Annotated in this window: 21 protein-coding genes and 1 pseudogene; 9 read left to right on the forward strand and 13 right to left on the reverse strand. The window is 45.5% G+C overall.

Annotated features, from left to right (window positions below; all coding sequences use genetic code 11):
* Nucleotides 1-21 precede the first annotated feature (21 nt).
* The 8 genes from dapE to purB all read right to left on the reverse strand — a co-directional run bounded on the left by dapE (nt 22) and on the right by purB (nt 6431).
* Complete coding sequence (gene dapE, locus Q0307_RS05750) at nt 22-1149, reverse strand: succinyl-diaminopimelate desuccinylase (protein ID WP_298657901.1); 1128 nt, start codon at nt 1147-1149, stop codon at nt 22-24.
* Between the two features lie 39 nt (nt 1150-1188).
* Nucleotides 1189-1536, reverse strand: coding sequence for an ArsC family reductase (locus Q0307_RS05755; protein WP_298657904.1), 348 nt, complete (start codon nt 1534-1536; stop codon nt 1189-1191).
* Nucleotides 1536-1910 (reverse strand): S24 family peptidase, encoded by a 375-nt coding sequence (locus Q0307_RS05760; RefSeq protein WP_298657907.1) that lies wholly within the window; start codon nt 1908-1910, stop codon nt 1536-1538. Before Q0307_RS05760 ends, Q0307_RS05755 begins: the two co-directional genes overlap by 1 nt.
* Nucleotides 1897-3357: a siroheme synthase CysG gene (gene cysG / locus Q0307_RS05765; RefSeq protein ID WP_298657911.1), complete on the reverse strand. Its 1461-nt coding sequence runs from the start codon at nt 3355-3357 to the stop codon at nt 1897-1899. Before cysG ends, Q0307_RS05760 begins: the two co-directional genes overlap by 14 nt.
* A gap of 1 nt (nt 3358) precedes the next feature.
* Nucleotides 3359-3811 carry a hypothetical protein gene (locus tag Q0307_RS05770; RefSeq protein ID WP_298657914.1) on the reverse strand — a complete coding sequence of 151 codons (453 nt, stop codon included), beginning with the start codon at nt 3809-3811 and terminating at the stop codon, nt 3359-3361.
* A 15-nt stretch (nt 3812-3826) separates the two neighbouring features.
* Complete coding sequence (locus Q0307_RS05775; RefSeq protein ID WP_298657917.1) at nt 3827-4063, reverse strand: hypothetical protein; 237 nt, start codon at nt 4061-4063, stop codon at nt 3827-3829.
* 143 nt (nt 4064-4206) lie between these two features.
* Nucleotides 4207-5067, reverse strand: coding sequence for a cupin domain-containing protein (locus Q0307_RS05780; RefSeq protein WP_298657920.1), 861 nt, complete (start codon nt 5065-5067; stop codon nt 4207-4209).
* On the reverse strand, nt 5064-6431 hold the full coding sequence (purB, locus tag Q0307_RS05785; protein WP_298657923.1) for an adenylosuccinate lyase: 1368 nt from the start codon (nt 6429-6431) through the stop codon (nt 5064-5066). Before purB ends, Q0307_RS05780 begins: the two co-directional genes overlap by 4 nt.
* 130 nt (nt 6432-6561) lie before the next feature.
* Here purB and Q0307_RS05790 point away from each other — a divergent pair.
* The 4 genes and pseudogenes from Q0307_RS05790 to Q0307_RS05805 all read left to right on the forward strand — a co-directional run bounded on the left by Q0307_RS05790 (nt 6562) and on the right by Q0307_RS05805 (nt 9052).
* Nucleotides 6562-7395, forward strand: a pseudogene (locus Q0307_RS05790) (formylglycine-generating enzyme family protein).
* A 108-nt stretch (nt 7396-7503) separates the two neighbouring features.
* Nucleotides 7504-7758: a UPF0175 family protein gene (locus Q0307_RS05795; protein WP_298657926.1), complete on the forward strand. Its 255-nt coding sequence runs from the start codon at nt 7504-7506 to the stop codon at nt 7756-7758.
* The gene (locus tag Q0307_RS05800) at nt 7758-8231 is read left to right on the forward strand and encodes a DUF3368 domain-containing protein (protein WP_298657928.1); all 474 of its coding nucleotides are present in this window, start codon (nt 7758-7760) and stop codon (nt 8229-8231) included. Before Q0307_RS05795 ends, Q0307_RS05800 begins: the two co-directional genes overlap by 1 nt.
* Entirely contained in the window at nt 8231-9052 is an 822-nt protein-coding gene (locus tag Q0307_RS05805; protein WP_298657930.1) for a formylglycine-generating enzyme family protein, read from the forward strand. Before Q0307_RS05800 ends, Q0307_RS05805 begins: the two co-directional genes overlap by 1 nt.
* A 154-nt stretch (nt 9053-9206) precedes the next feature.
* On the opposite strand, the gene Q0307_RS05810 is transcribed toward Q0307_RS05805, so the two are convergent.
* Complete coding sequence (locus tag Q0307_RS05810; protein WP_298657932.1) at nt 9207-10817, reverse strand: phosphoenolpyruvate carboxykinase; 1611 nt, start codon at nt 10815-10817, stop codon at nt 9207-9209.
* A gap of 244 nt (nt 10818-11061) precedes the next feature.
* On the opposite strand from Q0307_RS05810, the gene Q0307_RS05815 reads away from it, so the two are divergent.
* Nucleotides 11062-12597: a DEAD/DEAH box helicase gene (locus Q0307_RS05815; RefSeq protein ID WP_298657935.1), complete on the forward strand. Its 1536-nt coding sequence runs from the start codon at nt 11062-11064 to the stop codon at nt 12595-12597.
* A gap of 51 nt (nt 12598-12648) precedes the next feature.
* On the opposite strand, the gene Q0307_RS05820 is transcribed toward Q0307_RS05815, so the two are convergent.
* The 4 genes from Q0307_RS05820 to Q0307_RS05835 all read right to left on the reverse strand — a co-directional run bounded on the left by Q0307_RS05820 (nt 12649) and on the right by Q0307_RS05835 (nt 16556).
* Nucleotides 12649-13584, reverse strand: coding sequence for a hypothetical protein (locus Q0307_RS05820; protein ID WP_298657938.1), 936 nt, complete (start codon nt 13582-13584; stop codon nt 12649-12651).
* A gap of 72 nt (nt 13585-13656) precedes the next feature.
* A complete protein-coding gene (gene aspS / locus Q0307_RS05825) occupies nt 13657-15435 on the reverse strand; it encodes an aspartate--tRNA ligase (RefSeq protein WP_298657941.1) in 1779 nt (592 codons plus the stop codon).
* A 174-nt stretch (nt 15436-15609) separates the two neighbouring features.
* On the reverse strand, nt 15610-15831 hold the full coding sequence (locus Q0307_RS05830) for a hypothetical protein (protein ID WP_298657943.1): 222 nt from the start codon (nt 15829-15831) through the stop codon (nt 15610-15612).
* A gap of 11 nt (nt 15832-15842) precedes the next feature.
* A complete protein-coding gene (locus tag Q0307_RS05835) occupies nt 15843-16556 on the reverse strand; it encodes a hypothetical protein (protein ID WP_298657945.1) in 714 nt (237 codons plus the stop codon).
* A 579-nt stretch (nt 16557-17135) separates the two neighbouring features.
* On the opposite strand from Q0307_RS05835, the gene Q0307_RS05840 reads away from it, so the two are divergent.
* From Q0307_RS05840 to Q0307_RS05855, 4 genes are all read left to right on the forward strand, one after another.
* Nucleotides 17136-17867 (forward strand): DUF6683 family protein, encoded by a 732-nt coding sequence (locus Q0307_RS05840; RefSeq protein ID WP_298657949.1) that lies wholly within the window; start codon nt 17136-17138, stop codon nt 17865-17867.
* A gap of 406 nt (nt 17868-18273) precedes the next feature.
* Nucleotides 18274-19590 carry a sugar ABC transporter substrate-binding protein gene (locus tag Q0307_RS05845; RefSeq protein WP_298657953.1) on the forward strand — a complete coding sequence of 439 codons (1317 nt, stop codon included), beginning with the start codon at nt 18274-18276 and terminating at the stop codon, nt 19588-19590.
* A 129-nt stretch (nt 19591-19719) separates the two neighbouring features.
* On the forward strand, nt 19720-20598 hold the full coding sequence (locus tag Q0307_RS05850; RefSeq protein ID WP_298657957.1) for a carbohydrate ABC transporter permease: 879 nt from the start codon (nt 19720-19722) through the stop codon (nt 20596-20598).
* Nucleotides 20599-20602: 4 nt separating this feature from the next.
* A complete protein-coding gene (locus tag Q0307_RS05855) occupies nt 20603-21436 on the forward strand; it encodes a carbohydrate ABC transporter permease (protein ID WP_298657960.1) in 834 nt (277 codons plus the stop codon).
* The last annotated feature ends 9 nt before the right edge of the window (nt 21437-21445 follow it).

A 21445-nucleotide genomic window follows, 5' to 3' on the forward strand; every position in this document is an offset into this window, starting at 1 on the left:
TAGTGATTATTTTGCCTAGAGTCAGAGGAGCAAGTGTTCTAGTGTCCTCTGATAGATCAGAGTCAGCTTTTCTAAATCATCAACTGCCACACATTCATTAATCTGATGAATCGTCGCATTACAAGGGCCTAGTTCTACAACTTCTGCGCCAGTCGGTGCAATGAATCTCCCGTCTGAAGTTCCACCTGAGGTTGACAATTCAGTTTCTATATTAACAATTTCTTGAATGGCTTTAACGGTAGCACTCACTAAATTTCCGCGTCCGGTTAAAAATGGATAGCCTGATAGGCTCCAATCTAAATAATAATTGCTTAGATATTTATTTAAGATAGTTTCAGTACGGAGTTTAATTTCCGCCTCAGTGAGTTCGGTAGAAAAGCGAAAATTGATTAACGCTTCTAAACTTCCTGGTATAACATTGTTAGCCCCCGTACCCGCATTTAAGTTGGAAATTTGAAAGCTGGTGGGTGGAAAGAACTCGTTGCCGTTATCCCAAACCTCAGATGTTAACTCGGCTAGAGCGGGTGCAACCCGATGAATCGGATTGTCGGCCAGTTGGGGATAAGCGACATGACCTTGCTTACCTTGCACGGTCAATTTAGCATTGAGTGAACCACGCCGACCATTCTTAATGATATCACCCAGTTGCTTCGAACTAGAGGGTTCGCCGACTAAACACCAAGTGATTTTTTCATGACGAGCTTCTAAGGTTTCTACTACTTTTACCGTGCCATATTTAGAAGGCCCCTCTTCATCACTAGTGATCAGCATTGCAATCGAGCCTTGGTGCTCAGGATGATTACGCACGAAATTTTCAGTAGCAATCACAAAAGCAGCAATGCTCCCTTTCATATCTGCAGCACCCCGCCCATACAGCAGGCCATCACGAATTTCCGGTTGAAACGGTGCACTGTTCCAAGCATGCAAAGGGCCGGTTGGAACCACATCAGTATGACCCGCGAAGCAAAATACCGGGTCTTCCGTGCCACGGCGTAGCCAGAGATTTTCGACATCTTCAAAATTTAAGTATTCAGCCTTAAACCCCAAAGGTGCTAAGCGTTCGGCGATGAGCTGTTGGCAGCCATGATCAACAGGGGTCACGGAGGGTAAAGCAATCAGTTGCTGGGTAAGTGCTAAAGTATCTGACATGATGGCCACTTAGCGTTAAAGTAGAGGAGGGATTTTAAGTTAATTTTGGAACAGAGTTTTCCATTGTTCAGCATCAAAACCGAGTACACGACGTGTCCCTAAGTCTAATAAAGGACGCTTAATAATACTGGGTTGATCTTCCATAACCGCTAAAGCCAAAGTTTCGTTCATCGTATTCCGAGTAGTTTCTGGCAAATTGCGCCAAGTTGTGCCACGGCGATTGATGAGTTTATCCCAACCCCATTCATCTACCCAAGTCCGCAATTGCACCGGATTTAGGCCATCTTGGCGGAAATCATGAAATTCATAAGCAATAGCACGCTCAGCTAACCATTGACGTGCTTTGCGTACAGTATCGCAATTGTTAATTCCATACAGAATGATCATTAATCATACCATTTGTGATAAGAACGGCGCTTACCAGCACGCTGCGTGACAATCCCTTGAATTTGTTCAGGACGAATTTCCAAGCTCGGGTATTGAGTTTGCAAAGCCTCTAAATAATAGCGGCCTGCGTTGATGCGTAAGCGGCGGAAAATATACTCGTCTTGATTGTCTTTCGCAAATACGAAAGCACCATCCCGCACAATACCCGTTGGATCGATAATAATAATACAACCTTGCTCAAATTCTGGTTCCATGCTCTGATCAATCACCTGCAGCGCAAAGGGCTCAGATTCGGAACAACTACTCCCTTCATCACTGATGTTTTGTTTAAAGCTATCGTCAACCGTAATTTTTATGTCTTTAAAGCGGGTCATACTTTATTCCTGTGGCCTCAGGGCTACGGCTGAATTCGCTAGCCGCTACATGGCGTTCCGGTTGATACCAATGTAGTTTTTCGTGGAGTTGCACGACTTCACCTACAATAGTTAAAGTAGGTGCACGGACTGAACGCTGTTTAACCAGCTCCGGTAAGCTTGCGAGGGTACCGATATGCACCCGTTGATTACGTGTCGTGCCTTGCTCAATCAAAGCGGCAGGCAGGGTGCTGGGAGTGCCGTGCTTAATCAATTCGCGACTAATCACCTCAATGCCAGTTAGCCCCATATAGAACACTACCGTTTGGTGCGGTTGAGCGAGTTTTTCCCAATCTAAGTCAATCGTGCCATTTTTGAGGTGACCGGTGGCAAAAGTACAAGATTGCGCATAATCGCGATGCGTCAGCGGAATACCGGCATACGCAGCACAACCTGAAGCAGCGGTAATTCCGGGAACGACTTGGAAAGGAATGCCATTTTCAGCCAAGGTTTCAATTTCTTCGCCACCTCGTCCAAAGATAAAAGGATCCCCCCCTTTGAGGCGCAAAACACGTTTTCCCTCTTTGGCTAGACGCACCAGTAGCGCATTAATCCCTTCTTGGGGAACAGCATGCTTAGCTTTTTCTTTACCCACATAAATACGTTCGGCGGTTTGGCTTGCCATCTCTAAAATCGATTTAGCGACTAAGCGGTCATAGACGACAACATCGGCTTGTTGCATTAAGCGCAGGGCACGAAAGGTGAGCAGATCAGGATCGCCCGGGCCTGCACCTACTAAATAAACCTCACCTATCGAGGAGACCGAATCTGCTTGAGCCAGTCGTTCCTCTAGCAGTTGTCGTGCGGCGCTCACATTGCCTGCATACACTAATTCGGCAAACGGGCCGCGCAAAGTTTGCTCCCAGAACTGTTTGCGTTGTTCGGGGTCAACAAAGCGTTGTTTGACTTTTTCACGGTATTCTTCAGTGATCGCGGCTAGTTGCCCACAGGAGGAAGGAACCATCGTTTCCAATTTCATCCGCAATTGACGGGCTAAGACTGGCGAAGCACCCCCTGTAGAGACCGCAATCATCACCGGTGAGCGATCCACCACCGAAGGCAGAATAAAACTACAAGCCGCTTGGTGATCAACCACATTGACAGGGATTAGCTGTTCGTTGGCAAGCTCGGCAACTCGCGCATTGACCACTCGATTATTAGTCGCTGCAATAATTAAGTAATAACCAGTAGTAGCATCTGTGTCTTGGAAGTCACGCTGCTGCCAGTTGGTTTGTTCAGGATATGCACAGAGGAGATTAGCGAGTTCATCATCCAGTTCAGGTGCAATCAGGGTGAGTCGTGCACCACTGGCTAGGAGAGACTCCGCTTTTCGTAAGGCTACTTTGCCACCGCCTACCACTAAGCAGGGGCGATCCTGTAAGCACATAAAAATGGGATAGTGTTTCAATCTAAGATCTCCTAGCAGAGGGGCGGCTGACATAGCGCACCACACCGCGTACTAATTCGCTATAGGGCAAGTCTGCTAGTTGTGGATAGCGGGCTAAAGCTGTATTCAGCAGCGAGTAAATATCCACCATAAGTGATTGACTGTCTTCAGGGAGTAGATGCGCTTGCAGTGCGAGGCAACCGCCAGCTTGTACTTTGAGTTCTTTATTATGGGGTAAAGGGCCATCAATAGTCACTTCATGTAAAGCAAAACGAGCTGCTTGCCGCAGTGTATTCAGGAATAGCTCACAGCGTACTAAGCTTTCAGCAGACTGGCAGGCGATGCCTTCACGATTGGCAATTAAAAAGGCTTGTTTACGTCGACAATCACAGCGACGATTCAGCAACGCTTTTTCAAAAACGCAGCGCTGTTGATTCATTGCATGGTAAAGGCTACGGAATTGATCTTCATCCATTAGCGTGGTTATAGCTTACTTTTCCCATTCCATTAACACAGGTTGTTCGCGCTGCTCCTGCAAGCGTTCTTCCGCTTCTAATTGATTAGCAGCAAAGATTAATTTGTAGCTACCTTTATCGGAGGGGGCTGCATTGATACGTAGAGTCCGGACTTGATTACGTGCATCTTGATAGGCTTCATGTGTCCCTTGATGCTCTAATGTTTTTAAAACTGCAGTCGCTTGAGTGATGTGAAACACATAATAAGGCATGTTTACCTCGTAACATAGGCTGAATTAAATTGAAGCTTGCAAGCAGCCAGCTTCAAACGGACAGACTACTTCGATTCATCCAATATTATCGGCTGCTTAGCCTGCAAGCTGCCATAGCTCCAAATGGGGATAGGAATGAAATCTTAGCCTAAAGTTTCCTGTAGCCAACGGCGAATCGCGTCCCGATCTGGCAGTGCTTGCAGGATAAAATCGGTTAAACGCTCCAAATCAGCTTCAGCTAAGTTTGTCGAATCTGCTTGTAAACAGCGCTTAGGATCACGGAAACGCTCTTGCATGTCCGGTTGCTCTAAAATCTGCCCTAATAAATCTTCCAATAAATCTGCCCGACTCGGCGCTCGAAAGCCAATTGAGTAGGTCATGCATTCACCAACGGCAACTCCGTAATGCGGCACATCGGGGGGCAAATACAACATATCACCCGGTTCTAAAGTCCATTCTGCTTCGGCTACAAACTCACGCATAATCCGTAGGTCAATATCGGGGATGAAATTATCTTCCGCACAGGCTTGATGGCTAATTTGCCAGTGGCGTTTACCCAGTGCCTGCAAGAGAAAGACATCATAAGCATCCACATGCGGCCCCACTGAACCTCCATCAACCGCATAACTAATCATCAGATCATCAATCCGCCAATCGGGAATAAAGCGGAAAGGTTCGATAATCTCGGCAAACTCAGGTAGGAGTTTTTCAATATCATTGACTAAGAGCGTCCAATGGGTGGCGGGAAGCTTCTTGAAATCCTTTTTGCGTAACGGCCCGTGGCGTACTTCCCAAGGACTGCTACCCCCTTTTTCTAGCACCAAACGCGCAGTATCGGTGTCACAAGCCAAACCCGCCAATTCATTGGAACTCAGCGGGGATTGGAAGTTGGGAAAGGCTTGGCGAATCAGTAGGGGTTTTTGCTGCCAATAATCGCGCAAGAATTCCTCGGTGGAAAGCTCGCCTAACTGCGTGAGAATCTGATTAGGTTGAATCAAACTCATAGCTTTTTAGACTGTTCGGCTGCATTACCCAGATAGGTGCTGGGTGTGAGCTGACTGAGTGCAGCTTTAGCAGCTTCGGGCATCTCTAAGTTTTTAATAAATTCGCGTAAACCTTCAGGCGTAATGCGTTGCCCACGGGTTAAAGCTTTGAGCTTTTCATAAGGTTGCTCAATCCCATAGCGGCGCATCACGGTTTGGATAGGTTCGGCAAGTACCTCCCAATTCGCATCTAAATCCGCTTGCATACTCACTGGGTTAGCTTCAAGTTTAGAAATACCTTTTAAAGCCGATTGATAAGCAATTAAGCTATGACCTAAACCCACCCCTAAAGTACGTAGCACAGTGGAGTCGGTTAGATCACGCTGCCAGCGCGAAATAGGGAGCTTCTGTGCTAAATGAGTGAGTAAAGCATTGGCAATGCCCAGATTACCTTCGGCATTTTCAAAATCAATCGGATTCACTTTATGTGGCATAGTCGAAGAACCGACTTCACCCGCCACGACTTTTTGTTTGAAATGCCCTAAAGAAATATAGCCCCAAATATCACGGTTGAAGTCGATGAGAATGGTATTAAAGCGTGCAATAGCATCGAAGATTTCTGCAATGTAATCATGCGGTTCGATTTGGGTGGTGTAAGGATTCCAATTTAAGCCAAGGCTAGTGACAAATTGCTCTGCCGTGGTTTGCCAATCGACCTCAGGATAAGCACTGAAATGTGCATTGTAGTTACCGACTGCACCATTGATTTTGCCTAAGTATTCACAAGTTTGGACTTGATCGAGTTGGCGCTGTAAGCGATAAGCTACATTCGCCATTTCCTTGCCTAAAGTCGTGGGTGAGGCTGGTTGTCCATGGGTGCGTGAAAGCATCGGTTGGTCTGCATAGCGCTGAGCTAGCTCACGAATTGCCGCCACCGTACGCTGCATGTCTGGCTCAATCACTTGACGCATGCCGCCTTGTAGCATGAGCGCATAAGACAGATTATTAATATCTTCAGAAGTACAAGCAAAGTGAATGAATTCACTGACGGCTTTCAGTTCAGGCTGAGCCGCAACTTTATCTTTGAGGAAGTATTCAATCGCTTTCACATCATGATTAGTAGTGCGTTCGATCATTTTGACGTGACGTGCATCTTCTTCATCAAAGTCTTGTAAGAGCTTTTCTAAAAACTCATTCGCTGCTGCTGATAGATCCGGAACTTCGGTAATTTGTGGATGGCGCGCCAGCATTTGCAGCCAGCGAATTTCCACTAACACGCGGTGATAAATTAAACCATACTCACTAAACCAAGGGCGCAGCTCAGCGGTTTTGCTGGCATAGCGACCATCAACGGGGGCAAGGGCCGTGAGGGCTGAAAGTTCCATAGCAGATCCTATCGGGGAATGATCGAAAGGGCGCTATTGTAACTGAAAATAGGGGGGATGGGAGTAAGTTTGACCGATACAAATTTATGTCGATCTACAAATTAAAGCCATTGCCCAACGCTTCCGCTTTATCCCTACAGGCTCCTTTTTGATGGGTTCACCCGAAGACGAGCTTGAACGATCGAGTGATGAAACTCAGCACCCAGTTACTTTAAGTCAAAGCTTTTGGCTAGCGGATAGCACAGTCACACAAGCCTTGTGGAAGGTGGTGATGGGCGACAATCCAAGTACATTTAAAGATTCTGAGCAAAATCCGGTTGAAAATGTAAGCTGGGAAGGTGCACAGCGCTTTATCCAAGCTATCCAAGACTTAATGCCAAATCTCCCCTTACGCTTACCGACAGAGGCTGAGTGGGAATATGCCTGTCGAGCAGGTACGACCACTCCCTTTTCGTTTGGCAAGAATATCACCCTATAGCAAGTCAATTATGATGGTAATTATCCATACCATGATGGAAAAAAAGGCCTTTACCGTGAAAAAACTGTACCCGTAAAATCTTTAGCTGCGAATCCGTGGGGCTTGTACGAAATCCATGGCAATGTCTGGGAATGGTGTGAGGATATTTATCAAGACAACTTAGGGGATGCGGCGGTGATTGATCCTGTGGGCGCTGCAAACGGGACGCCCAACCGTGTACTGCGTGGTAGGTCGTGGTACGATAGCGGTAGGATCGTGCGTTCTGCCTCTCGTTACTACGATTATGGTTTCCGTTTGGCCCTAGATCATATTGAGCTAAGGCGCGTCGCGGAGCAGGATCAGATTAGTGAGGATGTATTCAGTAATACTAATATACATTTGGCATTATCAAAGGCGCTTTTAGAAGTAGAGCCAACTCAACAAAGGTCTACTAAAAAAAGACGCAAGAAAGGCAAGTCTGATAAGTATTCACCCACCTTTCCGTAAAACAAGCAGGCTTAGCTCAAACTTGAACGAGATGGGGTTTTAAGCTATCTAATGAAATATTAAACAGTCTATTATGGCTGTTAAAATAGCTAGTTTGATGGAGTTGCTATGCAAATCACTCTCGATATACCTGACCAATTTGGCATAGATTTTTCGCCTGCTGAATTGGCTAAGCAAATCAAATTATATGCCGCGTTGACCATGTATAAAGGTAGGCATCTCTCTGCAGGTGCGGCTTGTGAATTTGCAGGGGTTGACCGTTTTAGTTTTATTGCAGCTTGTCAGCAGCATCAAATCGCTATGATTGATTATGATCAAGGCGAGCTAGCAGACGAGTTGGCCTTCTTAAAAGAGGCTTGCTAATGCTGGTCGTAGCGGATTCTTCAGCCTTGGTCGCTTTGGCAGCTTGTGAAGGTTTAGCTTGGCTTGATGCTCGTTTTGAGCAAGTGCGTGTGCCTAGAGCTGTTTTTCAGGAATGTACGATTGCAGATAAACCTCAAGCCACTGTGCTACATACTTACCTTATTGACAAAATCATAGAAGTTAACCCAGTGATGGCCTTAATCACACCCTCTGGTTTAGGCTTAGGCGAAACGGAAGCTATGACTTTGTATCGCCAACTGCAAGCCGATGCTTTGTTAATAGACGATCGACGTGCTCGTAAAGTGGCACATTTGAACCAACTGAAGACGATTGGCAGCTTAAGTATTGTGCTTTGGGCAAAACAGCAAGACTATATCAAGACTATTCGCCCCGCTTTAACAGCCATTCAACAAGCAGGCATTTTTCTATCGGAGTCCGTGATTCAAGAAACTCTGAACCTTGCAGGTGAGTAATGCCTAAACATCCGCTATCCCCATCTATCTTCCCCTACCCGTGGGCTGCCGAGTGGGGCGAAGATCGTTATGGTCTCTATCAAGTCTTGCAATACAAGGATGCAAGCTATACCTTCCGCTGGATTCCGAAAGGCCGTTTTATGATGGGATCACCAGAAAATGAGCAAGGCCGATACGATAATGAGGATTATCATCAAGTCAGTTTAAGTCAAAGTTTTTGGTTAGGTGAAACACCTGTTACTCAAGCTCTTTATGCAGCGATAACAGGAAAGAATCCGAGTTATTTCAAGAAACCTCGTTTACCTGTCGAGCAAGTCTCGTGGGACGATGCACAAGCATTTATAAAAATAGTGAACAGCCTCCATCCCAGTTTAACAGTGCGCCTACCGTGGGAAGCAGAGTGGGAATATGCCTGTCGCGCAGGCACAACTACTGCGTTTCATTGGGGCCATGAGATTAATTTGGATTTAGCCAATTATTGTGGTACTTGGGATGATTATCAAAGGTTTGGCACGGGTGCAAAGCAAGCCACCACGTCGGTCAGAAGGTATCCTTGCAATGCATGCGGCCTATACGACATGCATGGCAATGTGTGGGAATGGTGTGAAGACGTTTGGGAGTTGAGCCTAGGCATTCAAGAGGCCACTGATCCCTTTCAGAGCACTGTATCTCGCCTGCCTGCCAGTGGGGCGCTTCGCCGTGTGCTAAGTGGCGGGTCGTGGTTCAATAGCGGTAGGAACGTGCGTTCTGCCTATCGCAACCGCAACGCGCCCGATGATCGCATCAATTATATCGGTTTCCGTTTAGCCCTAGGTCATTGAGCTGTAGCAGGGTGGCAGAGTAGCGTCAAAACATAGCTGCGAGGAAGTGCAAAAAAGCTACTGCCTTGCTTGCTGTTTAGATATAAAATTTTTTTGAGACAAGATTCCCCTCTGAACATTTAGCAGAGAGGGGATACGTAGGAATTCAGCTTTATTAACGACCCGCTAAAGGCCCCGCCTTACGCACATCTTCCGTGACATAATCCGCAAAGCGTGCAAAGTTCTGATGGAAAGCAGCGGCTAATTGATTCGCTTTTGCTTGATAAGCAGCTTTATCTTCCCAAGTAGACGCTGGATCTAACACTTCATTCGGAACATCGGGGCAGCTCACTGGAATATTCAGACCAAAGATTGGATCAGTGCGGGTGTCGATATTATCTAAATCACCGCGTAAAGCCGCATTCAGCATGGCACGCGTATGGCGAATTTTCATCCGACTCCCCACTCCATAAGGGCCACCACTCCAGCCGGTATTTAATAACCAACAGGATACTTTATTCTCATTGATTTTTTCACCCAATAAATCGGCATAGACAGAAGGATGCAAGGCCATGAAGGGAGCACCAAAACAAGTACTAAAAGTCGTCGTTGGTTCAGTCACGCCTTTTTCAGTACCAGCGACTTTAGCGGTGTAACCCGACAAAAAGTGATACATGGCTTGTGCAGTGCTGAGCTTAGAAATCGGTGGTAACACCCCAAACGCATCGCAAGTTAACATAATAATATGCTTAGCATGTCCGGCTTTACCGGGGTAGAGTGCATTGGGGATCTGGGTGATTGGGTAGCTGGCACGGGTATTTTCGGTGAGACTGCCATCATCTAAATCGAGTTCGCGCGTATCCATATCCATCACCGTATTTTCTAATACAGTGCCGAATTGGTGAGTCGTTGCGTAAATCAAAGGCTCTGCTTCAGCAGACAAATTAATGACTTTTGCATAGCAGCCGCCTTCTAAATTGAAGACACCTTGATCACTCCAGCCGTGCTCATCATCACCAATTAATAAGCGCTCTGGGTCAGCCGATAGAGTGGTTTTACCCGTACCGGATAAACCAAACAGAATCGCCACATCACCGGCTTTGCCTACATTCGCAGAAGCATGCATGGACATGACACCTTGCTGTGGCAAGAGGTAGTTCATAATGGAGAATACCGATTTCTTAATCTCACCGGCGTAATGCGTGCCGCCAATGATGACTAATTTGCGGGCGAAATTGAGCAGAATGAATGCACCTGAGCGTGTACCGTGTTGCTCAGGATCAGCTTGCATATCAGGTACATGCAAAATGGTGAAACGGGGTTCATCCACCGCTAAACTACGCTTGAGATCCGCTGGGCGGATAAACATATTTTGCGCAAATAGTGCATGCCAAGCGTATTGAGTAATTACCCGCACCGGCAATTCAGTTATCGGATCAGCGCCCGCTAATAAATCTTGCACGAAGACTTCTTTGCCACTTAAAAATGCTTGTGCTGATGCTAAAACTTTATCAAAGTTTTCTTCGCTAATGCTTTTATTGACCTCACCCCACCACACTTTGTCATGGCTACTGGCTTCATCAACGATAAATTTGTCATTCGGGGCGCGGCCAGTAAATGAACCTGTATAAGCTACTAGCGTGCCACCTTGGCCGACATGGGCTTCACCGCGACGCATCGCTGCTTCGTACAGGGCAGGCGCGGATTGATTCCAAAAAATATCCTTGAGTTGAGCCAAACCTAAAGTAGCCTCTAGGTGTGATGAGAGCTTGGTGTTAACCGTCATGATGTTTTCCATGCTAAAAAAATCAACTTGACTGAAGCCAGCATTTTTAAGCGAGCTAGGCTTTCAGTAGGGCAGCGTAGTATAAGCCTTCTTAAGCGGTTTTTTGTTATTTCGACTTGTAAAATAAATACTACAGCTTGTGGATTTGGCCAGCCTGTACCACTAAACAGTGCTTTAGTCGTCTCAGAGAATAGTCTGTACGCCTACTTAGTTGTTTTTTTAAGGTTTGTGGTATGCTTACGACATGGAAAATCAATATTTAAGCTCAACACGTTTTGACTCATTTAAGCTCGATGAGCGAATCCTAAAATCTCTCCATGCAGCAGGATTTGAGTACTGTTCGCGCATTCAGGCAGAAACTTTGCCGATTGCTTTAAATGGGCAAGACATCACGGGTCAAGCACAAACGGGGACTGGTAAAACGGGAGCGTTTTTAGTCGCGACTTTTCAACGCCTCTTATCGCAACCTTTGCTTGATGCGCCCGCAGGTTCGGTACGCTGTTTGATTTTAGCACCGACGCGTGAGCTAGCCATCCAAATTGCCCGCGATGCCGAAGTCTTAGGCAAATACACAGACTTAAATAATGTTTTAGTTTATGGTGGGGCGGCTTATGAAAAGCAGCGTCAGCAGTTTACTCAAGCAGTAGATGTCTTGATTGGTACGCCGGGGCGTGTGATTGATTATTGGAAGCAGGGTGTGTTTGATTTTAAACATACCCAAGTGATGGTTTTGGATGAAGCTGATCGCATGTTCGATATGGGCTTTATTCAAGATATTCGTTTCTTATTGGGACGCCTACCTGAGCCTGCTGAGCGCTTAAATATGCTATTTTCAGCGACACTTTCACAAAAAGTGTTAGAGCTGGCTTATGAGCATATGAATAATCCCGTGCCAGTTAAAATCGAAACCGATTCAGTCAGTGCCGATAATATTAGCGAAGCTATCTATTTTCCGGCTAATGCTGAGAAAATTCCTTTACTGGTTGGCCTCATTCGTAAGCTGGAGCCACAACGTGCAATTGTGTTTGTGAATACTAAGCATAATGCTGAGCGGATTGAAGCTTATTTAAAGGTCAATCAAATCAAAACGGCCATGATTTCTGGCGATGTGCGCCAAAATAAGCGTGAGCGCTTTTTGAAAGATTTTGGCGAAGGGCGTTATCAGGTCTTGATTGCAACCGATGTAGCAGCACGTGGTTTGCATATTCCCGCAGTATCACATGTGTTCAATTTCGATTTGCCACAGCTCGCTGAGGATTATGTACATCGGATTGGCCGAACAGCGCGTGCAGGTGCTTCCGGTGAGGCGCATAGTTTTGCTTGTGAAGATACCGCTTTTTATTTGCCGGAGATTGAAGCTTACACTGGAAAAACCTTGCCTGTGATTGCGATTAGTCCCGACTTATTGCCCGAAATTCAACGCCCGCAACGGGGACATTCAACCCGTTCAGGCGTGCCAATAGAGCGCCACGAGCGTGAACAGCGCAAGAAGCCACGTGAAAAGCAGCTTACTCAACAAACCTTCGTGTCGATGGATGAACCAGCAGTTACAGAACAAGAGGTATCGGTAAGTTTAGAAGCCCCCTCAGTTACTGAAGCGATGCCTACTGCAGCAAATCCGGCAACTCTAATAGCACCTCGCCCACGACCTACTGCTTCGATTGCGTATATGTTTGAAGAGAATAATTTAGAGCGTGTTGAGCCTGAGCCGGATACTAGCCCTGAAAATAGATCCAAACGCTCGCATCATAGACAACATAAAGTTTCTAGACATCATTAACTAAGTCAGGGTATCAGCGAAGCTAGGTTATTGAGTCGGACAATGCCTTGATTAATGCACTGCGAGCTTATAGCCAAAATCGGATTCCAAACGCTGTCTAATAAAGGCGCGGTCGTAAATATCCTGATGCGTATTTTCTTTGCTTAGCCAGACTGCATGTCCAGTGTGGCCTTGCCAACCGTGATGATAATAAGCGTCGCGTTGTGCTTGTGTGGGCAGTGGCTCGCAAAAGCGGTAGCCCTTACGTATAATCTCACTAAACCAATAAGCGCCTACATCGCCTTTTTCCTCATAGTTTCCAAAGTAATGGGGTTTAGTTTGTCTTGCTACCTCAACCTTGAGCATGCAACACCATTCATTAATACGGCAGCGTCGTTCAAACGCTAATGGCAACGAGCCTTGCTCACTACGCGCTAAGGGGAAATAGGGATTAGGATAAATTCCCCGATTGACTTTATCGGGAGTGCAGTCGGCAAGCTCTTTTTCTCTGCAAATCCAACATTGGCCTAAATCCCCAACAATAGCACCTCTACGTAGAGCCATAAGGCTATCTAAGTACAGCTTACAAACATCCTGTTTAAATAAAATATCATCGTGAATAATGAGTAAATAGTCCTTATCAGTACTATTGATCGCCCATTGATAGCGGACATCATTGCTGACATAGAATCCGTGACGACGAATTTGCTTATAATTAATTCTACTTAGTCGAAAATTATTTAACTGTGAGAAGAAAATCTCAGGTGTAACGATTTTCCTACCATAACCCGTATTTTTTCGATTCGTTCTGAGTTTGAGTTGAATAGGTTGCATGGCTTCTATAAAAAGGGGGGCTTGATAGAAAACTGTTGTTCCATCATTCGAGCAATCATCATTAATATAGATCGTATCAATTAACTGATGTTGATCACTTTTTTTTAAAGACAGCAGGGTATAAATTAGTGATTCAGGTTTACGATAGGAGTTTATGGCAACATCGATATTCATGCGTATCCAATACTTAAATAAAAAAGCCACCGCTTAGGTGGCTTTGGTCTTTTAGATAAGGTTACTTAAGACTTAAGCCCCTTCTTTTTCCGGCAATTTCACCCGAATATTCAGCTCACGCAATTGCCGCATACCGACCGGTGCAGGTGCATTGGTCAATGGACAAGCGGCTGTTTGCGTTTTCGGGAAGGCCATCACGTCACGAATGGATTGGCTACCGGTCATCAGCATAATTAAGCGATCTAGGCCAAAGGCTAAACCACCGTGTGGAGGGCAACCGTATTTAAGGGCATTGAGGAGGAAACCGAATTTCTCTTCGGCTTCTTCTTCGCTAATCCCTAATAAACTAAACACGGCACTTTGCATTTCAGGACGGTGAATCCGTACTGAGCCACCCCCAACTTCAGTACCATTCAAGACCATATCATACGCAATCGATAAAGCCTTGCCCGGATTCGTGGCTAATTCTTCCGGTGAGCATTTAGGTGCAGTGAAGGGATGATGCAAAGCCACCCAACGTTTATCTTTGTCATCGTATTCAAACATTGGGAAATCCACGACCCACAAGGCTGCCCATTCAGTCGTCAATAATTGACGATCATGGCCTAATTTAATCCGTAAAGCACCCAGCGCATCGTTGACTACTTTGGCCTTATCCGCGCCGAAGAAAATCAAATCACCCGTTTGTGCGCCCGTACGTTCTAAAATGCCTTTCACCACCGCTTCGGGTAAGAATTTCAGAATCGGTGATTGTAAACCATCTAAGCCAGCGGCCAGATCGTTGATCTTGATATACGCTAAGCCTTTTGCACCGTAGCGCCCTACAAAAGTGGTGTAGTCGTCGATTTCTTTGCGGCTTAAATCGCCACCTTGTGGTAAGCGTAAAGCGACTACCCGGCTATCGGGGTCCTTGGCCGGCGCTGCGAAGACTTTGAAGTCCACCGCTTGCATTAAATCGCTGACTTCTACAAATTCCAATGGAATCCGCAGATCGGGTTTGTCAGAGCCAAAGCGGAACATGGCTTCTTCATAAGTCATGTGAGGGAATTGGGTGGGTAGCTCGACACCTAACAAGCTGCTGAACATATTGCGAATCATTGCTTCCACCATGTTCATGATCTGATCTTGATTCATGAAGGAAGTTTCAATATCGAGCTGGGTAAACTCTGGCTGACGATCTGCCCGCAAATCCTCATCGCGGAAGCAACGCGCAAATTGATAATAACGATCCATGCCAGACATCATCAGCAATTGTTTAAATAATTGCGGTGATTGGGGGAGGGCAAAGAATGAACCCGGATGCGTGCGGCTTGGAACTAAATAATCACGCGCACCTTCGGGGGTGGCTTTCGTGAGCATTGGCGTTTCAATATCGAGGAAGCCGTTTTCTTCCAGATAACGGCGCATAAAACCTGTAGCTTTGGCGCGTAATTGTAAACGCTGCTGCATTTCAGGGCGGCGCAGATCAATATAACGATAGGTCAAGCGCTTTTCTTCGCCCACACCCGTTTCGTCTAATTGGAAGGGCGGGGTTTCTGCAGCGTTCAATACGGTGAGTTCTAAGCCTAAAACCTCGACTTGACCGCTGCGTAAATTGTCATTCGTCGTGCCAGCCGGACGGCTACGCACCCGGCCTTTGACTTGTAAGACATATTCATTCCGCACCCGCTCAGCGGTCGCGAAAACTTCAGCCCGATCAGGATCGAAGACTACTTGTACTAGCCCTTCACGGTCGCGCAGGTCAACGAAAATGACTCCACCGTGATCACGCCGCCGATTGACCCAACCACAGAGGGTAATTTCCTGATCCAGCAGGGACTCGTCAACCTGCCCGCAATAATGACTACGCATAATTATTATTCCTGAAATCTGATATGTCTTAGCAAAGGCCGAAATGTTAAGCCTTGACAGGATTCTGCGCAAGCAAGAATGCGGTAAAGTCTAAGTCATGACTTGGATTTTAGTGAGGATCAAGTTTGAGGTTTCTATGCACTAGGTACACAGAAACCTTCTAGAAAATAGCAATTAATTAGGTGCTAACCAAGAATCAGGTAAGCTAGTACTAATGGTAGGCGGCAGTAAAGAAGTTGGTAAACTAGAATTCACTGTTGGAGGTAATAACTCTTCATCTAAGCTGCTAGTAACGGTTCTGAGTGGTTGTACTGTAGCGTCGTGACTACTATCTGCTTGAGTAGATGTAAAGTTGATACTAAATACAAATAGTAGTAAAGCATAGCGTTTGAGCATAAATGGCCTCCTTAATATTTAACCCAAATATCATCAGTCGAGTGAAGCATGATGTCGCTTTTATTGATTAATTCAAAATAGGAGTTGTCTGTGCTAATAAGATTTTGAATTTTTGTGGTGGTATCGTTGTTGGCGCTATAAGCACCTTTGCCAACCCAGACAATAGCGGCGTCACTGAAAAAATCACTCATAAATGTTTTCACATCAGCTTGAGTATGTTTTTCATTTGTACTGCTGAGATTGAACTTATTCCAACCTAGCTGCCGAGTTGCTGGAAATACTTTCACAGTGGGAGACTGATTGCTGACGCTACCATCTGCAGCAACATATTGTGCCCAGTTGACCACAATATCAGCACCACCATTAGGATTTTTGCAAAACTGCTTGATATTAAAAGTAAGTTTACTAAGTGCTGCAGTAGCAGCTATTGATCCACGAACGCCTACCCGATAACTTTGATTGTCCTCAGTAGCGTTAAGGCTAGCATCTTTAGTCCATACTAGTGTTGTCTTTGAGCCATCACTATTAATTGTTTGTTTAGGTTTACCAAATACACCATCAATAATTGGACGTGGGCTAGTGAAAGCTGAAGGAGTTACCAAGTGAACCTTGTACGTATCAAGATGCTTATTGCTGTCTTGTGGGTCAGTACAACCATGAGGAATGCTTAGGACTAGTTCATAACTTTTGCCTGCAACCGCATACGGTAGTTGAGTGTTGACCACACCAACATGCGCCTGAGCTAAGTTGCTTAGTGCGCTTAAACTGAGGATAGCAATATAGATTTTGGTTTTTAGTTTCATGCTCATAGCTCCATTTGGGATATTGACAAGTTTTTAAAGCTTATGAGCTAGAGCAAGTTAAATGCCAAAGTTAAAAGTAATTTATTATCAATACGTTATTTGTTTGGTTATTAATGCCTTGTGTGTGAAATAACTTATCTTCTGTGTCATTTCAAACTTGGGATAAAAAGACCCTCGACAAGTAGAGCGGGCATAACACGGTAAAGCTAATAGCATAGTCTCGACTAGTTTAAGCTGATAACGCGTAGGCAAAGCGGACATAGAACTCAAACCTTTAAACGCACTAAACAGTAAGAAACTGCTAATAAAGCTCCCATCTTCTGAGTTTGGACTCAAACGTGTCAAGAATTAACAAGCTTGTGAAAGACAGATAGGAGTGAATTTAGCAAGTCTTAGTATTAGCAGGATTTTAGATGCTTTCGTCTAGCTAAGCACATACTGACAAAACCAAGCTTAGCTAGTATCAGGCGCATCGAGTGTTAATCGTTTAAAGGGATGCTGATGAAATTCTTGAAGCGCAACGTATGGGCGAGCTGGATAGCCGCTATTTGTTTTTCTTCTACCGCACTAGCCAATAACGCTGCAGAGCTAACCCTAGCGCTCCATGAATCGGCAGATCGTGCCGTGATTGCCAACACCCTCAAGGCGACGCAGGGGCTAGCGATGAACTCAAGTACTCCTTTATTCGTACAGGAGGCGGCAAACCTGCTGACGCAGCTCGAATACACGCCATCCTTAGAGCGCCGCCAAATCAACTTAAGTGAATTGGCTGAACAACGCCAAGTGAGTCATCTAAACGGAGCTAAAGAGCTAGAAGCACTGTTAAGTTCGCCACAGATTATTGATGCAGTTCAGCAGACCATTGAGCCATTCGGTTTGAAAATCAACAATATTGCGGATGCTTATACCTTATGGTGGATCACCGCTTGGCAAGCTTCTGAAGGCAGGACCTTCTATGTAAATAAACAAACTGCCCAAGCGGTTAAACAACAAGCTGTCAAGATTTGGTTGTCTAATCCAAAGCTTGCGCAAGCGACTGATACGCATAAGCAAGCCTTAGCTGAGGCTTTACTCATTCAAGCTCTCTTAAACCAAGCAGCCATGAGTCGTGCTGGTCAGGATCAGGGCAGTCAAGCAGCGGTGCGAGCAGCAGTACGCCAAGGTGCGGCCGCCAATGGCTTAGCTTTAGAGCGCATGCAATTAACAGAGCAAGGCTTTGTCCTGAAGCCCTGATTAAATCTTTCCTACTATTGCTGAGCAGATAATGATTCTCTCAGTCTAATGCTGCGTCATTTTATTCAAGCTAAGTTCCTCTAACTACTGCGGTCACCGCGCTATTTTTACGGCTTAAATCAGCTACTCTAATACTTTTTTGCTGCAGTGCAAACTGGAATTTTCTGATTTTTATATTATTTTCGAAAAAAATAATAGTTTAATGCAAGTTTTTATAGGTTTTTTCTATTAAAACTGCAATAAAGTATCGGATCTAATCGAATTGGTATAGTCCTTTCTAAATAGCTAGTGCTACTCTATTTCACAAGAGAGAGGGGGAAAGCGGTTAATTCTGCAATAAAATACCATTCTCTCCTCAAGCTAGTTATTTGTGGGCAACCAGCCCATCCATTGGAGGAGATGAGAGATGAAATTGAACCGTATGTTAGCTGCTATTGCGGGCAGCATCGTTCTGTGTGCAACAGCTACTACTCAAGCAGCGACCGAATTAGTGATCGCTACCGTGAATAACGGTCATATGATCGAAATGCAAAAACTCAGCAAGCATTTTGAACAAGCCAATCCCGATATTAAACTTAAATGGGTGACCCTCGAAGAAGGGGTATTGCGTCAACGTGTCACCACCGATATTGCCACCAAAGGTGGTCAATTCGACATTATGACCATCGGGATGTATGAAACCCCGATTTGGGGCAAAAAAGGTTGGTTGAAAGAGCTGAAATTCGATGATAGCTACAAAGTAGATGATTTATTACCCGCGATGCGTGATGGTCTTTCTGCTGATAGCAAACTGTATGCCGCACCGTTCTATGGCGAAAGCTCCATGTTGATGTATCGCGCTGATTTAGTGAAAGAATCTGGTATGGAAATGCCGAATAATCCTACATGGGAGCATGTCGCCCAAGTTGCTGCCAAAATTCATAATCCAGATAAAGGGGTTTACGGTATCTGCTTACGGGGCAAGCCGGGGTGGGGGGACAACATGGCCTTTTTAAGCACCCTAGTAAATACCTATGGCGGCCAGTGGTTCAATATGGAATGGAAACCTCAGTTAGAAAGCCAACCTTGGAAAGATGCGATTAGTTTCTACGTTGATTTATTAACTAAATATGGCCCTCCAGGTTCAGCCAACAACAGCTTCAATGAAATCTTAGCCCTCTACAACGAAGGTAAATGCGGTATGTGGGTAGATGCGACGATTGCAGCATCTTTCATCTCTGACCCCAAGCAAAGTAAAGTTGCTGACAAAGTAGCCTTTGCTCAAGCGCCGACTGCAAAAACGCCTAAAGGTGCGAACTGGTTATGGGCTTGGGCCTTAGCGATTCCAGAATCCTCGGCTAAAGCGGCTGAAGCACAAAAGTTTATTCAATGGGCAACTTCACAAGACTATGTGAATTTAGTGGGTAAAGAGGTGGGCTGGGGTAATGTGCCCACCGGTACTCGCCAATCTACTTATGACAATCCTGATTTCAAAGCAGCCGCTAAATTTGCCGATGCTGAATTAGCAGCGATTAAGAGTGCCAATCCAGCCGATTCGACTTTAGAAAAATCACCTTATACCGGTGTACAGTTTGCCGCTATTCCTGAGTTCCAAGCGATTGGGGTAGCAGTAGGCCAGCAAATGAGCTCAGCGTTAGCCGGTAAGACAACAGTGGAAGAGTCCTTAAAAACAGGTCAAGAAGCGGCAGATCGTGAAATGCGTAAAGCAGGTTACTACAAGTAACAGCAAAGTTCCTCCAAATAGGGTAGCAACATAGCACCATGGTTACCCGTTAAGTGCTGCCACTTTCTGCTAAGTCCAAGTGGCGGCCTTTCTGACACTAATTAGTTAACACCACAGACAGGTATCGTTATGGCAGAACATACACGTGCAGGTTCTCGGTCGTTACCCCGCCTTTTGATGTCACCCGCAGTCATAACTTTATTTCTGTGGATGATCGTACCGCTGGTGATGACCCTTTATTTTTCGGTAATGCGCTACAACCTGATGCAACCCGAGCAGACTGGCTTTGTAGGCTTCGAGAATTACAGCTACTTTTTGACAGACCCGGATTTCTGGCCATCTATTTGGAATACCTTAATTTTACTTGGCAGTGTTGTGCTGATTACTGTGGGATTTGGTTTAGCGATTGCGCTCCTCATTAATGACCCTTTCCCCGGACAAGGGTTGGTACGCATTCTGTTGATTTCCCCCTTTTTCGTCATGCCTGCGGTGAATGCCTTATTGTGGAAACACATGATGATGAATCCTGTGTATGGAGTTTTAGCACAAGTCTGGACTTTTTTGGGTTTAAAGCCAATTGATTGGCTCACGGATTATCCACTGTTCTCAATCATTATCATGGTCAGTTGGCAGTGGTTACCCTTTGCGTGCTTAATTTTCATGACAGCTTTGCAGTCGATGGATCGTGAACAACTCGAAGCAGCAGGCATGGATGGCGCCACTTATTTCCAAAAACTCTGGTATTTGTACCTGCCGCATATGGCACGTTCAATTTCTGTGGTAGTGATGATTGAGGTAATTTTCTTACTGAGTATTTTCGCAGAAATCTACACCACTACCAGTGGTGGTCCTGGTAACGCGAGTACTAACTTAGCCTTCCTAATCTTTAAGCAAGCCCGCTTAAGCTTTGATATTGGAGTCGCCTCCGCAGGTGCCTTACTGGCAGTGATACTTGCCAATATCGTGGCCTTCTTCCTGATTCGTATGATTGGCAAAAACTTGGACTAAGACGATGCAATCCTCACCTAATACTAACACTACTCGCCTGCTGATTCGCACGCTGGTTGCATGGGCTGTAGCCTTATTATTATTTTTCCCACTGTTATTTTTAGCAGTGACCGCCTTCAAAACGGAGGGACAAGCTATCGCAGTCCCTTCCTTATGGGTATTTACCCCAACCTTAGAAAACTTTTATGAAGTACAAGCTCGTAGTGATTATCTCACTTATGCTTGGAATTCTATTGTTACCAGTGTGGTATCGACTCTGCTTGGCTTGCTAATTGCCGCACCTGCTGCGTATAGCATGGCTTTTAGCCCTACGAAACGCACTAAAGATATTTTGATGTGGATGCTTTCCACCAAAATGATGCCGGCTGTAGGGGCTTTAGCACCCATTTATGTACTCTACCAATACGCTAGTTTATTAGATACCAAGTTTGGCCTGATCATTCTGTTCACCATGAGCAATCTGCCGATTATGGTCTGGATGCTTTATTCCCATTTAAAAGATATTCCCCACGAAATTCTTGAAGCCGCACGCATGGATGGGGCAAGCCTATGGGACGAGTTCCGTCATGTCTTATTACCTTTAGGCATGGGTGGCTTGGCTTCAACAGGTTTACTGTGCTTAGTTCTCGCTTGGAATGAAGCTTTCTGGGCTTTGAGCTTGGGTGCTGCTAAGGCCGGTACTTTAGCCACCTTAGTGGCTTCTTACTCCAGCCCTGAAGGACTGTTCTGGGCAAAATTATCGGCTGCTTCATTAATGGCGATAGCTCCGATTATTGTCTTTGGTTGGTTCAGTCAGAAGCAGTTGGTACAAGGCTTGACCTTTGGCGCAGTGAAATAAGGGAAGGGA

Source organism: uncultured Thiothrix sp. (assembly GCF_937873765.1).
Classification (GTDB): Bacteria; Pseudomonadota; Gammaproteobacteria; order Thiotrichales; family Thiotrichaceae; genus Thiolinea.